13 protein-coding genes are annotated in these 15,508 nt (G+C 56.9%); all 13 read left to right on the plus strand.

The window, feature by feature from the left end; translation table 11 throughout:
• Positions 1–3: 3 nt before the first annotated feature.
• The 13 genes from N5923_RS19360 (at position 4) to N5923_RS19420 (ending at position 15,500) form a co-directional block, all read left to right on the plus strand.
• Positions 4–1,761, plus strand: coding sequence for an ABC transporter ATP-binding protein (locus tag N5923_RS19360; protein WP_267144740.1), 1,758 nt, complete (start codon positions 4–6; stop codon positions 1,759–1,761).
• A complete protein-coding gene (locus tag N5923_RS19365; protein WP_267144739.1) occupies positions 1,748–3,466 on the plus strand; it encodes an ABC transporter ATP-binding protein in 1,719 nt (572 codons plus the stop codon). The genes N5923_RS19360 and N5923_RS19365 overlap by 14 nt, the downstream gene beginning before the upstream one ends.
• Positions 3,463–4,500 carry an HlyD family secretion protein gene (locus tag N5923_RS19370; RefSeq protein WP_267144738.1) on the plus strand — a complete coding sequence of 346 codons (1,038 nt, stop codon included), beginning with the start codon at positions 3,463–3,465 and terminating at the stop codon, positions 4,498–4,500. The genes N5923_RS19365 and N5923_RS19370 overlap by 4 nt, the downstream gene beginning before the upstream one ends.
• Positions 4,481–5,983 carry a DHA2 family efflux MFS transporter permease subunit gene (locus tag N5923_RS19375; protein WP_267144737.1) on the plus strand — a complete coding sequence of 501 codons (1,503 nt, stop codon included), beginning with the start codon at positions 4,481–4,483 and terminating at the stop codon, positions 5,981–5,983. Before N5923_RS19370 ends, N5923_RS19375 begins: the two co-directional genes overlap by 20 nt.
• A gap of 74 nt (positions 5,984–6,057) precedes the next feature.
• Complete coding sequence (locus N5923_RS19380; RefSeq protein WP_267145259.1) at positions 6,058–6,321, plus strand: hypothetical protein; 264 nt, start codon at positions 6,058–6,060, stop codon at positions 6,319–6,321.
• A 123-nt stretch (positions 6,322–6,444) separates the two neighbouring features.
• On the plus strand, positions 6,445–7,491 hold the full coding sequence (locus tag N5923_RS19385) for a dipeptidase (RefSeq protein WP_267144735.1): 1,047 nt from the start codon (positions 6,445–6,447) through the stop codon (positions 7,489–7,491).
• A 160-nt stretch (positions 7,492–7,651) separates the two neighbouring features.
• Entirely contained in the window at positions 7,652–7,729 is a 78-nt protein-coding gene (gene pqqA, locus N5923_RS19390; protein ID WP_038328232.1) for a pyrroloquinoline quinone precursor peptide PqqA, read from the plus strand.
• 57 nt (positions 7,730–7,786) lie between these two features.
• Positions 7,787–8,698 (plus strand): pyrroloquinoline quinone biosynthesis protein PqqB, encoded by a 912-nt coding sequence (gene pqqB / locus N5923_RS19395; protein WP_267144734.1) that lies wholly within the window; start codon positions 7,787–7,789, stop codon positions 8,696–8,698.
• 10 nt (positions 8,699–8,708) lie between these two features.
• On the plus strand, positions 8,709–9,473 hold the full coding sequence (gene pqqC, locus N5923_RS19400; RefSeq protein ID WP_267144733.1) for a pyrroloquinoline-quinone synthase PqqC: 765 nt from the start codon (positions 8,709–8,711) through the stop codon (positions 9,471–9,473).
• A 26-nt stretch (positions 9,474–9,499) separates the two neighbouring features.
• On the plus strand, positions 9,500–9,757 hold the full coding sequence (pqqD, locus tag N5923_RS19405; protein WP_267145125.1) for a pyrroloquinoline quinone biosynthesis peptide chaperone PqqD: 258 nt from the start codon (positions 9,500–9,502) through the stop codon (positions 9,755–9,757).
• Positions 9,744–10,886 (plus strand): pyrroloquinoline quinone biosynthesis protein PqqE, encoded by a 1,143-nt coding sequence (pqqE, locus tag N5923_RS19410; protein ID WP_267144732.1) that lies wholly within the window; start codon positions 9,744–9,746, stop codon positions 10,884–10,886. The genes pqqD and pqqE overlap by 14 nt, the downstream gene beginning before the upstream one ends.
• Complete coding sequence (gene pqqF / locus N5923_RS19415) at positions 10,886–13,258, plus strand: pyrroloquinoline quinone biosynthesis protein PqqF (RefSeq protein ID WP_267145260.1); 2,373 nt, start codon at positions 10,886–10,888, stop codon at positions 13,256–13,258. Before pqqE ends, pqqF begins: the two co-directional genes overlap by 1 nt.
• Before the next feature lie 187 nt (positions 13,259–13,445).
• Positions 13,446–15,500: a TonB-dependent receptor gene (locus tag N5923_RS19420; protein WP_267144730.1), complete on the plus strand. Its 2,055-nt coding sequence runs from the start codon at positions 13,446–13,448 to the stop codon at positions 15,498–15,500.
• The last annotated feature ends 8 nt before the right edge of the window (positions 15,501–15,508 follow it).

Raw genomic sequence — 15,508 nt, forward strand, 5'->3', positions numbered from 1 at the left:
CCGATGTCATCACCACAACAAGTCTCACCGCTACGCGCATTGCTGGCGCTGGTGAGCAGCGAGAAACGCGCGCTGAGATGGGCGCTGATGCTGGCTGCTCTGTCAGTACTGCTGGAGCTGATCCCTTACACTATTCTCTGGCTGGCGGTGGATCGACTGGCAGAGGATCGCTTGCTGCCCCTGGCGGGCTGGTTAGCGCTGGCGCTGGTGCTGAAAACGTTGCTGCTGTTACTGGCCGGTTACTTTAGCCATCTGGCGGCATTTCGCCTGCTGTATCAGCTGCGCCTGCGGATTGCCCGCGCGCTGACCCGGCTGCCATTAATGCAGCTGGCACCTTACAGTTCCGGCAGCCTGCGCAAAATTATTATTAATGATGTTGAGCGGCTGGAGAGCTTTATCGCCCATCACAGCGTCGATCTGATTGCGGCGCTGGTCAGTCCGCTGACGGCTGCGCTGTTTCTGTTCTGGCTCGACTGGAAAATGGCGCTGGCGGCGCTGATTACCGTGCCGCTGGCGATCGCAGCGCAAAAGCTGTTTTCGCGCGGCATGGCGGAACGTACCCGGGCTTATCACCAGGCCACCGGGCAGCTGAATGGCGCGATCACTGAGTTTGTGCGTGGCATTCCGGTGATGAAAGCTTATCGCCAGACGGCGCAATCTTTCCGTCTGCTGCATAACAGCCTGACGCAATATCATCAGCTGGTCGAGGGGTTTACCCGCCGCGCAGTGCCGTCGTGGTCGCTGTTTGTGGTGCTGCTGAATGCCAATATCTTTATTCTGCTGCCGCTGGGGATCTGGCGTATCAGCGCGGGCACGCTGACTATCAGTGAGCTGGTGCTGATTCTGATGCTCGGTAGTGGTCTGCTGAAGCCGCTGCTGCGCGTCACTTTTCTTGGCACTCTGATGCGCGAAATTCTTGCCGGAATGGCGCGTATCCAGCCGTTTCTGGCGTCGGAACCGGCGCGGGAAAGTGACCAAAAAGCGCCGGCGGGTCGCGAACTGATTGCCGAAAACCTCAGTTTTGGTTATGAAGGTCGTGACGTTGTCACCGATGTGTCGCTGCTATTACACCCCGGTGATTTTTGCGCACTGGTGGGGCCTTCCGGCGCCGGTAAATCAACGCTGGCCTGGCTGCTGGCCGGATTGCTGCCGCCTGATAAAGGGGAAGTGCGTATCGGTGATACGCCGCTGAATCAGCTGGATGACAGCACGCGCGCGGCGTTGCTGGCGGTGGTCAGTCAGGATGTGTTTCTGTTCAAAGGCACGCTGGCGGATAACCTGCGCATCGGCAATCCGCAGGCGACTGACGGGCAAATCGCGGCCGCACTGACGATTGCGCAGGCGCAGGCGTTTGTCAGCGCGCTGCCGCAGGGGATCGAGACCCCGTTGCACGAACGCGGCCTGCGTCTCTCCGGCGGCGAGCGCCAGCGTATCGCCATCGCCCGCGCACTGCTGGCGGATACGCCAGTGTTAATCCTCGATGAAGCCACCGCCTTTGCCGATGCGCTGACCGAAGCCGCCTTTTATCAGGCCTTGCGGCGGGCGCGTCCACAAACCTGCGTGCTGACCATTGCTCACCGGCTGTTTGCGGTGCAGCAGGCGGATGTGCTGCTGTTAATGGATCAGGGACATCTGGTCGCCAGCGGTACGCATCAGCAGTTAATGGCGGATAACGCCCTCTATCAGCGGCTCTGGCACAGTCAGTATCAGCTGCAACACTGGCATATTCGTTCACAGGAGTGTACCGATGTCGATGCTTAATCAGCTCGCAGGCGGCAAGGGTGTGCGTCGTATCAGCCTCGGCATTGCGCTGCGGATAGTGGCGCAGATATTTGCCATTGCGCCATTTTTTATCGCCTGGCTGGCGTTGCAGAATCTGGCATTGCAGCAGGGCGGCTGGGACTACTGGCCGCAGCTGACGCTGGCGCTGCTGCTCTGTTTTGTCGCTCAGCTCATCTGTTCCCATTTTGGTCAGCTGGGCTGCTTCCTTGGCAGTTATGACATGATGCTGCGCTACCGCCAGATTGTCGCCGATCATCTGCGCAAAATCCCGCTGGGCTACTTTCAGCGTCACCGGCTGGGAGAAACCAGTGCACTGCTGACCGACCATATGCGCCGCGTTGAAGAGATCTTCTCTCATCTGCTGCCGGAAGTGATCGTTGGCCTGAGTGCGCCGCTGATTTTTGTTGTCGTGCTGCTGACCATCAATATACCGCTGACGCTGGCGCTGCTCTGTACTTTACCGCTGGGGTTATTGTTGCTGTGGATAATGTCGCGCTTTATGTTGCGCGCCACCCGCCTGCAGGGCGATCGTTTTGCATTGGCTTCCGGCTTGCTGCTGGAGTTTATTGGCGGCATCAAAACCCTGCGTCTGTTTAACCGTCATCAGGGCATGATGCAGCAGATCGAGCGCAATTTTGCCGCTATCAGGCAGGCCAGCATGGGCATCGAGGCGTGGGGCGGCGGCGGGGTGCAGCTGTTCCGCCTTTGCGCCGAGCTGGGACTGGTGGCGCTGTTTATCTGCGCCAGCGCGCTGGCGCTGGACAATGCACTCGATCCTTTCACCTGGCTGCTGTTTATCCTGGTGGCGTTTAAAGTGATCGATCCGCTGCTGGATGCGGCAGCCTGGTTCACCTTAATGAGCGTGATGCGCCAGTCGGCGCAGCGACTCAATGCGCTGATGGCGGAACCGGAGCAGGCGGAACAGAGTGATATCCCTTTACCGCCGGGTAATGAGATTGCCTTTAACCACGTCAGTTTTGCTTATGAGCAGCAACCGGTGCTGAAAGATGTCAGTTTCCTGCTGCCCGAAGGCTCGGTAACCGCGCTGGTTGGCGCGTCCGGCAGCGGCAAAAGCACCATTCTGCATCTGCTCGGGCGTTTCTGGGAGGCGCAGCAGGGCGAGATTACGCTGGGCGGCGTAGCGATTGCACAGCTGGGCAGCGAACAGCTGTATCAGCGTATCGGCTATGTGTTTCAGGATGTGCAGTTGTTTGACGGCTCGGTGCTGGATAATGTGCGGATCGGTCGCCCTGACGCCAGTGACGAACAGGTGATCAAAGCCTGTGAAGACGCCTGCTGCGCCAGCTTTGTGCAGCAGCTGCCACAAGGCTATCACACGCCGCTGGGCGAAGGTGCGGGCCGGCTCTCCGGCGGTGAACGCCAGCGCCTGTCGATTGCGCGCATGATGCTGAAAGATCCGGCGGTGATTTTACTTGATGAAGCCACCGCACTGCTCGACCCGCTAACCCAGTCGGAGATTCAGCTGGCGCTGTCGCGGCTGGCGGTGGGCAAAACGGTGTTAATGATCGCCCATCGCCTGCGTACCGTGGAGTTTGCCGAACAGATTCTGCTGCTGGATAACGGTGAGATTGTGGCGCGCGGCACGCACCAGCAGCTGCTGGCGCAGCCGGGGATGTATCGGCGGCTGTGGCAGGCGCAGGAAGGCGGGGATGCGCCGCAATGAGTGAAGTGAATCAGCAACGCCAGAAGCGACGCGTCTTTACCCTGTTTGCCCTGTTAATACTGGCTGCCGCGCTGCTGCTGGTTGGCTGGTGGTGGTTTTTCCTGCGCGCGGTGGAAAGCACGGACGATGCGTTTATTGATGGTCATCTGTCGCAGATTTCCGCGCAAATCGCCGGACGCGTGGAACGTATTGCGGTAGAGGATAATCAGATGGTGAAGCGCGGCGATCTGCTGATTGAACTGGATCCGCGCGATCGGCAGATTGCGCTCGATAAAGCGCTGGCGGCGCGCAGCATTACGCAGGCGAAAATCGGCCAGAGCGTGGCGGAACTGACAGCGCTGGAGGCGAGTCTCGGGCAGGTTGAGGCCAATGTACAGCTGGCGGAAGCGGAGTATCAGCGCGATGAGAAACAGTATCTGCGCTATCGCCAGTCTGGTAGTGCGGTCAGCCATAGCGAACTGGATGCCAAAGCCGCCAGCGCCAAAACCAGCGCCGCCACGCTGCTGGCGCAACGTAAAAATATCAGTTACAGCAAGGCGCAATTACTGAAAGCGCGCGCCGCGCTGGTTGAAAATCAGGCGACCCTGCAACAGGATGACGCGGAAATCGCCAGTGCACGTCTGTTGCTCAGTTATACGCGTATCACCGCCCCTGGCGATGGCTATGTCACGAAGCGCACGGCGGAAGCGGGTAATACCGTCAGCGCCGGTAGCGTGCTGATGGTCGTTATCGATAGCCATGTGTGGGTCACCGCCAATTTTAAAGAGAATCAGCTGGCAGCGATGCGTCCGGGCCAGCGTGTCGAAGTGCGCGTCGACGCCTGGCCCCGTCAGCGCTTTAAGGCGCGGGTCGACAGTATTCAGCGCGCCACCGGTTCGGTATTCAGCCTGCTGCCGGCAGAGAACGCCACCGGAAACTATGTGAAAATCGTGCAGCGCGTACCGGTCAAAATCGTTTTTACCGATGCGGATATCGCGCACTATGCGCTGTCGCCAGGGATGTCGGTTGTGCCTTATGTCAACGTTAAACCCTGAGTTACCGCGTTCGGCCGCCGGACGCTACAATCCCTGGCTGGTGGCGGTGGTGGCGTCGATCGCCACCTTTATGGAGGTGCTGGATACCACGGTGGCCAGCGTTTCGCTCTATCATATCGCCTCCAGCATGGGCGTAAGCTATAACGAAGCGCTGTGGGTAATCACCAGCTATATCGTCGCCAATGCGTTGATCCTGCCGGTCAGCGGCTGGCTGGCCAATACCCTTGGCCGCAAGCGCTACTATATGATCAGTGTCGCGCTGTTTACCCTCGCGTCGTTGCTTTGCAGCATCGCGCCGACGCTGGAGTGGCTGATCCTGGCGCGCGTGCTTCAGGGAATTGGCGGCGGGGGACTGGCGCCGGTTGAGCAGTCCATCCTTGTTGACTCTTTTAGCGAGAAACAGCGTCCGCAGGCGTTTGCCCTGTATGGCGTGGCGGTACTGCTGGCGCCCGCCATCGGCCCGCTGGTCGGCGGCGGGCTGACTGATGCGCTGTCGTGGCACTGGGTGTTTCTGATTAATGTGCCGGTCGGTTTGCTGTCACTGCTGCTCTGTTACTACCTGATTGATGAACCGCCGCTGATGGTCGCTGAACGTAAACAGCGGCTGGCCGACGGTATCCGTATCGATTATATCGGCCTGTTGCTGATTGTACTGGGTTTCAGCGCGCTGCAACTCTGCCTCGATCGTTTTGATCTTTATGATGGTTTTGCCTCGCAGTTTATTGTGATCTGCGCGGTGATTGCCGGCGTGTGCCTGACTTTTCTGCCGCTGTGGGAAGGATTTCATCCGCGGCCAATGCTGGATGTGCGGCTGTTTCTGCAACCCAACTTTGCCATCGGCTCGCTGCTGATGTTTTTGGTGGGTTTTCTGGTGGTCAGCACCACCCAGCTGTTACCGCAAATGACGCAGGAACTGATGGGCTATGACGCCTGGACGGCGGGATTAACCCTCGGCGCTGGCGGTCTGTGTATTATGCTGGCGATGATGGTGACCGGCGCAATCGCCAGCAAGCTAACGTCACAGCGTTTTCTGGTCGTGGCGGGGCTGGGGTTTACCGCGTTCGCCATGTGGCATTTCAGCAAATTGTCGTTGCAGGTGGATTTCGCCACCCTGATGTGGGCGCGGGTATTGCAGATGATCGGCCTGCCAATGATTTTAATCCCGGTTGCGGCGCTCTCGTATCGTGGCCTGGCGGCAAATAAAAGCAATGAGGCTTCGGCGATGTCGACCTTATTGCGCAATCTTGGCGGCAGTATAGGTATCGCCTGGGTGGTTAATTTACTGCATCAGCGCACGCATCTGCATTATGAGCGGCTTGGCGAACATATTACCGCCGCCAATACACCTGCGGCGATGTTAAAGTCGCTGGCGCAGGCGTTATATCAGCAGGCGCGGATGCTAAGTTATCTCGATATTTACACCATTATGGCGCTGGTAGCGCTGTCGGTAATGCTGTTGCCGTTGTTTTTCAGGGAAAAGTGAAATGGCTCTGAAATCCTGCAACGGCCGGGATAATGGCCGCTAAAATGTTTGATAAAGCGTATAGCCTGACGTAGATGATTTGTGATAACAGTCAGACGGTTTATGGTGCGCTGCTATGGGCTGTCACTATGCGCAATATCGGGCGTGTTGATATCTACAACTCATCCACTCAGAAATATGTTGAAGAGTTGGGAGAGAAGGCCACGGGCATTAATGGTTTTATTCCCTGGGATACAGGCACGCTGTTACCTGGCAGCCTGAAAAAGTGGCAACCGTTTCCTTTTGAGCCGATTCGCGGCCATTGTTATCCTGTCGTGCATATTATCTCGCGACGTTAAACGTTAATGCGGTTGCCATCGCGTCCGCTTTAGCATTTTTTAGCAGGAAATAATCGACAACAATCAGGTAACATCGCTGCATCAATTTTTTCCTGATTTTAGCGATACAACCTGCTGAGTGATATGACTGACAGCCCGATTTCCTGCTCCACCCCAATCTTTGATGGTCATAATGATCTGCTGTTACGTCTGTGGCTGGATGATGCACAAGACGCAACCGCGCGATTTCTTGATGGCGCGCTTGAGGGACATCTGGATCTGACGCGCATCCGGCGCGGTGGTTTTGCCGGTGGCCTGTTTGCCGTATTTATTCCGCCCGCTTCCTATATGCCGCAGCTGAAACCACAGGCAGCGCCACAGCCGCACGATCCGCTGGCGATTAGCCGCGCCCAAATTTTATTGTTGCAGCAGCTTGAAACCCGTTCTGGCGGCAGGGCAAAAATCTGCCGCACCGTGGCTGAGATTGAAAGTTGTATGCAGCAGGGTGTGCTGGCGCTGGTATTGCATATTGAAGGTGCAGAGGCCATCGACGCCTCGCTCAGTCAGCTTGATGAGTTTTATCATGCCGGATTACGCAGTATCGGGCCGTTGTGGAATCTGCCAAACCAGTTTGGTTATGGCGTTACCGGTGATTTTCCTGGTTCACCGGATAGCGGCGAAGGTTTAACCGCGGCCGGGCTGGCGTTAATCCGCGCCTGTAATCAGCGCCAGATCCTGATTGATGTTTCGCATATGAATGAGAAAGCGTTCTGGCAAACCGCGCAGCACAGTGATGCGCCGCTGGTTGCCAGTCACTCAAATGTTCATGCGCTCTGTCCGCAGCCACGTAATCTGACTGATAAACAACTGGCGGCAATTGCCGAGCGTAACGGTTTTGTCGGGGTTAATTTTGGCAATGCCTTTTTACGTGCCGATGGTAAACGGGACGCGGACACGCCGCTGTCACAGATCGTCAGACATCTCGATTATCTGCTGGAAAAACTGGGCGAAGAGGGGGTGGGCTTTGGTTCCGACTTCGACGGCATCGGCGTACCCGCGGCGCTGGGTGATGTTACCGGGCTGCCATTATTGATTGAGGCGATGCAGCGCGCGGGCTACGATCGTGCATTGATCGAGAAAATCGCCTGGCGTAACTGGTTAACAATATTAAAGAAAACCTGGGGCAGCTGACGGGTGTCCGCTAATTCCCTGCTGCATACAGGGTTGATATCCCCCGGCGTCGGGAGCAACATCTGCGCCGCCGGATTGCCAAAATTTGACAATAAGCATCCTGTCTGCCGCAATCATAGTACTGCGGTATTGTTTTAAACCACCATAAGAGGAGTTAACTATGACCACCTGGACTAAACCTAAATTTGTTGATTTACGCCTGGGCTTAGAAGTTACGCTGTACATTTCTAACCGTTGATGCCGATGCCCGCAGCCTGCTGTGGGCATTTTTTCTTCTCCTTTTGCTGGTTTACACATGCAGATTAATGTTCTTGGTTCCGCAGCGGGCGGTGGTTTCCCTCAGTGGAACTGTAACTGCAATAACTGCCAGGGCGTACGTAACGGTACGATAAAGACCACGGCGCGCACCCAATCCTCGATTGCGATTAGCGATGACGGTATTGACTGGGTGCTGTGCAATGCCTCACCGGATATTGCGCAGCAGATTGCAGCCACACCTGCATTGACCAGGCACGGCGTATTACGCGGTACGGCGATCGGTTCGATTATTCTTACTGACAGCCAGATTGACCACAGCGCAGGCTTGCTCAATTTACGTGAAGGTTGCCCGCACCAGGTGTGGTGCACACCTGAAGTCCATCAGGACCTGTCGACCGGTTTCCCGGTGTTTCCGATGCTGTCCCACTGGAATGGTGGCCTGATCCATCATGCGATTCAGCCTGACGCGCCGTTTTCCGTCGCCGTCTGTCCGGCGCTGAAATTTACCGCCATTCCACTGTTAAGCAATGCGCCGCCCTATTCACAATATCGCGGCAAACCGCTGCCCGGCCATAACGTCGCGCTGTTTATCGAGGACAGCCGCAGCGGAAAATCGCTGCTGTATGCGCCAGGACTCGGTGAGCCAGATGAAGCCTTAATGGCATGGTTAAACCGCGCCGACTGCCTGCTGATCGACGGCACCCTGTGGCGCGATAATGAGCTGGCGAATACCGGCGTCGGACGTAATACCGGTAAGGATATGGGCCATCTGGCGCTGGCGGAAAAACAGGGGCTGATGGCGCTGCTCGCCTCGTTGCCGGCAAAACGTAAGATCCTTATCCATATTAATAATACCAACCCGATTCTGGATGAATCTTCTGCCGAACGGCAGGCGCTGACTGAGCAGGGCATTGAGGTCAGTTGGGATGGTATGCGTATTGAAATTTAGGGGAATCCCGATGAGTGGCACGACTTGCGCCGTATTGATGACCGCATCTGAGTTTGAACAGGCGCTGCGGGCAAAAGGCGCGTTTTATCATATCCATCATCCGTACCATATTGCGATGCATAATGGTCAGGCGACGCGCGAGCAGATTCAGGGCTGGGTGGCGAACCGCTTCTATTATCAGACCAGCATTCCGCTGAAAGACGCGGCGATTATGGCTAACTGCCCGGATGCCGATACCCGCCGTAAATGGGTGCAGCGTATTCTCGACCATGATGGTTATGACGGCAGCGAAGGGGGCATTGAAGCCTGGTTACGTCTTGGCGAAGCGGTGGGGCTGGATCGCGCAGCGCTGCTCTCAGAACAGCATGTGCTGCCTGGCGTGCGTTTCGCCGTTGATGCTTATGTCAGTTTTGCGCGCCGCGCCGTCTGGCAGGAAGCCGCCTGTAGCTCACTTACCGAACTGTTCGCGCCACAAATTCACCAGTCACGCCTCGATAGCTGGCCACAGCACTATCCGTGGATCGAAGCAGCGGGCTATGACTATTTCCGTGGCCGTCTGAGCCAGGCGCGACGCGATGTCGAGCATGGTCTGGAACTGGCGCTGGCCTGGTGCGATACGGTGGAAAAACAGCAGCGGATGCTGGAAATCCTGCAGTTTAAACTGGATATCCTGTGGACCATGCTGGATGCGATGACCATGGCCTATGAACTTAAACGCCCGCCGTACCATAGCGTGACGCAGGACGCGGTGTGGCATCAGGGACACTTACTGTGATTGAAATTAACCCGCAACAGGTGCCGATGTTTCGCCGTGGTTTTCGTCTGCAATGGGAGCCGACGCAGAACTGCCATGTGATCCTTTATCCGGAAGGAATGGCGCAACTTAACGAAAGCGCCGCGATGATCCTGCAACAGGTCGATGGCAAAATTTCGCTTGCCGCCATTGCCGCTGAACTGAATCAGCGTTTTCCCGAAGCCGGTGGCGTTGATGACGATGTGAACGAATTCTTCGCCCAGGCTTATGAACAGAAGTGGATAATTTTCCGTGAACCTGCTTAAACCTGCGGTTAAGCCGCCGCTCTGGCTACTGGCGGAACTGACTTACCGCTGCCCGTTACAGTGTCCGTACTGCTCAAATCCGCTGGATTTTGCGAAGCAGGAGCAGGAGCTGACGACGGCACAGTGGATTAAGGTGTTTGAACAGGCGCGGCAGATGGGGGCGGTTCAGCTGGGCTTCTCCGGCGGTGAGCCGCTGGTACGCAAAGATTTGCCTGAGCTGATCCGCGCGGCGCGCGATCTCGGCTTTTACACCAATCTGATTACCTCTGGCATCGGACTGACCGAGAAGAAGATTGATGCCTTTGCTGAAGCCGGACTGGATCATATCCAGATCAGCTTCCAGGCCAGTGATGAAACGCTGAATGCGGCGCTGGCGGGTTCCGCCAAAGCTTTCCAGCAGAAGCTGGCGATGGCGAAAGCGGTAAAAGCCCACGGCTACCCGATGGTGCTGAACTTTGTGCTGCACCGCCATAATATCGATCAGATTGACCGCATTATTGAACTCAGCATTGAGCTGGAAGCCGATGATGTCGAGCTGGCGACCTGCCAGTTTTATGGCTGGGCGCAGCTCAACCGTGAGGGATTGTTGCCGACGCGCGAACAGATTGCCCGTGCCGAAGAGGTGGTGCATCACTACCGCGAGAAGATGGCCGATAAGGGTAACCTGGCGAATCTGCTGTTTGTCACCCCGGATTACTATGAAGAGCGGCCGAAAGGCTGCATGGGTGGCTGGGGCGCGATTTTTCTAAGCGTAACGCCGGAAGGGATGGCGCTGCCTTGCCACAGCGCCCGTCAGTTACCGGTGCAGTTCCCGTCTGTGCTGGAGCATGACCTGCAACATATCTGGTATGACTCTTTTGGCTTTAATAAGTATCGCGGCTTTGACTGGATGCCGGAGCCTTGCCGTTCCTGTTCAGAAAAAGAGAAAGATTATGGCGGTTGCCGCTGTCAGGCCTTTATGCTGACCGGTAACGCTGATAATGCCGATCCGGTCTGCAGCAAATCTCCGCACCACGGGAAGATTCTGGCGGCGCGTGAGCAGGCGAACTGCACCAATATGCAGATTAGCCAGTTGCAGTTCCGCAATCGCGCAAACTCACAGCTGATCTTTAAAGGACAGCCTTCCTGATGCAGCAGCTGACGCTGGCCAATGGCGTGCAGGTTAATCTGCTGCATGACCCGCAGGCCACGCGTGCGGCGGCGCTGATCCAGCTGACGGCGGGCAGCCACGATGCGCCGTCAGCATGGCCCGGTCTGGCGCATCTGCTGGAACATCTGGTGTTTGCCGGTAGTCGCGATTATCCGGGCGATGCGCGGCTGATGGCATGGGCGCAAAGCCAGGGCGCCCGGCTGAACGCGACCACGGGCGATACCTGCACCGCCTGGTTTTTTGATGTCAGCGCCGATCTGCTTGAGCAGGGAGTGGCGCGACTGGTTGATATGCTGGCGCATCCGTTGCTGACGCTGGAGGCGATCGGCCAGGAAGTGGCGGTGATTGATGCTGAATACCGCATGCTGGCCAGCGACAGTGACACACTTTGTGCCGCTGCGATGCGTATCGGTTTTGCTTCACCCACCGCGTTACAGGCGTTTCATGTCGGTAATGCGCACTATTTTGGCGCTGACCTGCAGGCATTGCAGCAGGCGCTGCGCGACTATCATCAGCAGCATTTCTGTGGCGGCAAGCTGACGCTCTGGTTACAGGGGCCACAGTCGCTGGATCAGCTGGCGGTACTGGCTGAAACTTACGCCACGTGTTTTGCGCCAGGCATTCCCCCGCAGAAATCTTCGCCAGGGTTAAGTTTGCAGCCCACACGGCATTTTGGCCTGCGCAGTGATGGCGACTCGCGCCTGCGCCTCTCTTTCTGCCTGAGCGACAGCGGTGAACCGCAGCGTCAGCAGGTGACCCTGTTGCGTCAGTTTTTAAGCGATGAAGCGCCGTTCAGCTTGATGGCGACGTTACGGGCGCAAAACTGGAGCGACGGCGTGCAGCTGTTGCTGCCTTATTGCAGCGATCGAGAGAGTATTCTCAGTATTGAATTTCTGTTGTGTAGCGCAGACGTGGCAATCTGCGCGCAGCTGGAAGCCCTGTTTTTCAGCTGGCTGCAACAGCTGACGCAAACTGGTGCGCGGCAATTGCAACATTACGCCAGACTGGCGCAACAGCAGTTTGCCCGCCAGACGCCGGTTGACCAGCTGCGGGCGCGCGCTTTTACTTTTCCGCCGCCAGAAGCGCTGGACGCGGATTTTTATACGCAGTGGCATCGTTTGCTGGCGCAGCTCAAGGTTAAAAATCTGACGCGGCTGCGGGTTGCGGCGGGTTTAGCGGCTGAACCGCGCCAGTCTCAGGGATTTACCCTGCAGCTATCCACAGCCAGCTGGCCAGCGCTGGCGGCCGACGCTCCACCCGCACAGTGGCAGTTTTATCCGCAAAACTCACCATTATCCGCCCCTGAGTTACCGTCGCAGCAGATTGATTTGCCGCATCTTGCTGGCGGTAAACAGGGAGTATTGCTGATCTCGCCAGCCATTGACGATCCACTGTCCCTGCGCTGGGGAGTGACGATTCAGGCCAGCCTGCGATTGATCATTGCTGAGTGCGCCCATGCGGGCGGCAGTCTCAGTTTTGCCTGTTATCAGGGGCGCTGGCTGCTGCAGCTACGTGCGGATAATGCAGTAATGCTTGCCACTGTTGATCGTATCCTGCTGCTGATGCCGCTAACTCTCAATGCGCAGGGAGAGCGGCAATACCGGCAATTGCAACAAAACTGGCAGTCGGAGATTGCGGTACGTGCTTTGTTAAGCCAATTACCGTTGCTGATTAACGGCGACAGCGGTCAGTCAGCGAGCGCATGGTGCGCGGCGCTGTATGGTGGGGATAACCATTTGCATCAGCAACTGGCGCGGTTGTTAACCCGTTTTCCGGCATCGGTTAATGCCGAACGCCCTGAGCCAGCCGTACCACAGCCCGCTCAGGCCCGTTATACGCTGCCAACCAATGGTGAAGATGCGGCGCTGCTGCTGTTCTGTCCGCTGGTTGAGCAGAGCGCCAGCTGCCTGGCGGCGTGGCGAATGCTGGCAGCCCTGTTTGAGCCGCTGTTTTTCCGCCAGTTGCGCGGTGAAAAAAATCTCGGTTATGTGGTCAGCTGCCGTTTCCAGTCGCTAAGCGGTGTCAGCGGGCTGCTGTTTGCCGTGCAGTCACCGACCCATTCAAACGCTTCGATCCTTGCGCATATTAATGAATTTATTATGCAGATGGATAACACCATCGCTACCGTGGACCCACAGTGGTTTGCTGAGCACCGTCAGCGCTTGTATGCCAGCCTGACTGCACACAATCAGGATGCTGACGAGGGCTGTCGTGAGCAGTGGCTGACGCAGCAGGGTTATGCTGAGCCGCTCAATGCTGCCGCCATTAACCAGCTGACTCCGGCGCGACTGTATCAGTATTATCAGCGCCTGGTGCAACAGCGGGCGGGGTGGTGGATCATCGAAGGTTAAATTTTTCTTCGCGTTTCGCTATATACTGAAATACATAACGATGTGATACACTTCACACTCTTCTATGCAGTATCCCGTGCAGATCGCCAGACGAGTGGTCGCCGTCTCTTCAGGATTTAACCTTAAAATGGCAGTGGAAAAACAACCCCGTGTTGCGGGGGTAAGTGTGCTTTACCCCCTGATAATCATGGCTTTACCGGTTCAGGCCGCCGAACAAACGCTGAATGTTACCGCCAGCGCGCCAGCAGCAGAAGCCGAGGCGGTTAATAAGCAGGCTACCCTTGGCAATCTCGGTAAGCAGGAGGTACGTAACACCCCCTGGTCAGTGCAGGTGGTTTCCCCCTCGCTAATGAAACATCAACAGCTGAAAAGCGTCAGCGATATCTATCGTTATATGCCGTCCGTGCAGGGCGATGGCGCGCGGCCACAAACGCGCGGTATGCAGGGCAGCGTGGTGCAGAACAGCATGATCGACGGGCTGAACGTGGTATCCACCACCGATTACGCCGCTGAGCAGTTTGACCATATCTCCGTGTTAAATGGCCTTGCCGGTTCCCTGTACGGCCCGGCAAATCCGGCCGGGCTGTTTAATTTTGTCGCCAAACGTCCTGCCGATATCGCACAACACAGTCTGACGGTTGGCGTCGGCACGGGCCTCAGTCGTCTGGTTTCCGGCGATTTTAGCGGCCCACTGGATGATAATGACCGTCTGCGTTACCGCGCCAATATCCTTGATGACCAAGGCAGTGGCTATGTCAGCGGCAGTAAAAAACGCCGCCAGCTGTTCAGTCTGGCGCTGGACGCCAATCTGAGCGACCAGACGGTGCTGGAAAGTAATTTCAGCTACTACCATTTTTACACCCGGGGGTTGCCGGGTAAGTTTGCGCTGGGAAGCGGACTCAGTCTGCCGGCGGCGCCCGATCCGAAGCGCGCTAATCTGGGCCAGTACTATGCCGGAGAGAATAACCATACCCTGACCGCCAGCCTGCATCTGAAACACGATTTTGATGGCAACTGGCAGGGTGAAGTGGGGGTACTGCGGCAGATTGCTGACCGTGAATCCACGGCGGTCACCAATACGTTTACCGATAACGCCGGTCATTACAAAACCACCACCTCATCCGCTACCGCCAGCCGTTTTACCATCAACAGTTATATGGCCAATCTGAACGGTGAGATTGACACCGGCTGGTTACATCATCAGCTCTCCACCGGTATTCGCGGGTTTGTCTGGAAGAATGAGAATCCGATTGATGGCGGTACCTCGACGCTGGGCAGCGCTTCACTGGCCGATACGCAAGCGTTTGACCGGCCGGATTATCCCGACTTCACCCGTCGCTATCACTCCGCCACCGCCACGCAGCAGGCGCTGTTGCTGAGCGATACCCTGAGCTTTTCGCCGCAATGGAGTTTGCTGCTGGCCGGAAGTCAGAGCTTCCTGACCTCTGCCAGCTACAGTAAAAGCGGTAGCCGCACCAGCGAATCCGATAACAGCGGTTTTAGCGGATCCGCCAGCCTGATGTACAAGCCCGTGGATCCGCTGACGTTGTATGTCACCTGGGCTGACAGTTTACAGCAGGGCGATACCGCGCCGACCGGGGCGAAGAATGCCGGTAATATCCTGGCGCCTTATCGCAGCCAGCAAGTGGAAGTGGGCAGCAAGCTGGCGGTGGGCAGGATGTTGCTGACTGCGGCACTTTTCCAGATCGATCGTCCCTTTGCTTATACCAACAGTGACGACGACTACGCGGTCGATGGCAATCAGCGTAACCGCGGGCTTGAGTTAATGGCCGACGGCGATCTGACGCGTAATCTGCATCTGTATGGCGGTATGACCTGGCTGGATCCACGGCTGCGCGACACGGCCAGTGCCAGCACGCGCGATAAGCAGATTGTCGGTCTGCCACGCTACACCGCCAGTCTGTTTGCCGCTTATGATCTGCCGTTGTTCAGCGGTACCGATTTGCATGCAGGCATGCGCTACGTCGGACGTCGCAGCACGGATAACAGCAATGATGGCTGGGTGGGCAGCTATACCACTTTCGATGCCGGAACCGCTTACCGCACCCGGCTGTTTAATACTGACACCACGTTTCGCCTGGATATGACCAATCTGACCAACCGCCACTACTGGACCAATATCGTACCGGGTGGCCTGAATGGCTATAGCGGCGCGGGTTACGCCAGCGCTCAGCTCGGTGAGCCGCGAATGGTGCAGGTTTCCATGCAACTTAATTTCTGATGAGGTGA

Origin of the sequence: Winslowiella arboricola, assembly GCF_025527015.1 — a bacterium.
Lineage (GTDB): Bacteria > Pseudomonadota > Gammaproteobacteria > Enterobacterales > Enterobacteriaceae > Erwinia > Erwinia arboricola.

What these genes read in the sequence shown, in the direction of transcription:
- N5923_RS19360 (WP_267144740.1), top strand. Translation starts at nt 4, where the DNA reads ATGTCATCACCACAACAAGTCTCACCGCTACGCGCATTGCTGGCGCTG.
- N5923_RS19365 (WP_267144739.1), top strand. Translation starts at nt 1,748, where the DNA reads ATGTCGATGCTTAATCAGCTCGCAGGCGGCAAGGGTGTGCGTCGTATC.
- N5923_RS19370 (WP_267144738.1), top strand. Translation starts at nt 3,463, where the DNA reads ATGAGTGAAGTGAATCAGCAACGCCAGAAGCGACGCGTCTTTACCCTG.
- N5923_RS19375 (WP_267144737.1), top strand. Translation starts at nt 4,481, where the DNA reads ATGTCAACGTTAAACCCTGAGTTACCGCGTTCGGCCGCCGGACGCTAC.
- N5923_RS19380 (WP_267145259.1), top strand. Translation starts at nt 6,058, where the DNA reads ATGATTTGTGATAACAGTCAGACGGTTTATGGTGCGCTGCTATGGGCT.
- N5923_RS19385 (WP_267144735.1), top strand. Translation starts at nt 6,445, where the DNA reads ATGACTGACAGCCCGATTTCCTGCTCCACCCCAATCTTTGATGGTCAT.
- pqqA (WP_038328232.1), top strand. Translation starts at nt 7,652, where the DNA reads ATGACCACCTGGACTAAACCTAAATTTGTTGATTTACGCCTGGGCTTA.
- pqqB (WP_267144734.1), top strand. Translation starts at nt 7,787, where the DNA reads ATGCAGATTAATGTTCTTGGTTCCGCAGCGGGCGGTGGTTTCCCTCAG.
- pqqC (WP_267144733.1), top strand. Translation starts at nt 8,709, where the DNA reads ATGAGTGGCACGACTTGCGCCGTATTGATGACCGCATCTGAGTTTGAA.
- pqqD (WP_267145125.1), top strand. Translation starts at nt 9,500, where the DNA reads ATGTTTCGCCGTGGTTTTCGTCTGCAATGGGAGCCGACGCAGAACTGC.
- pqqF (WP_267145260.1), top strand. Translation starts at nt 10,886, where the DNA reads ATGCAGCAGCTGACGCTGGCCAATGGCGTGCAGGTTAATCTGCTGCAT.
- N5923_RS19420 (WP_267144730.1), top strand. Translation starts at nt 13,446, where the DNA reads ATGGCTTTACCGGTTCAGGCCGCCGAACAAACGCTGAATGTTACCGCC.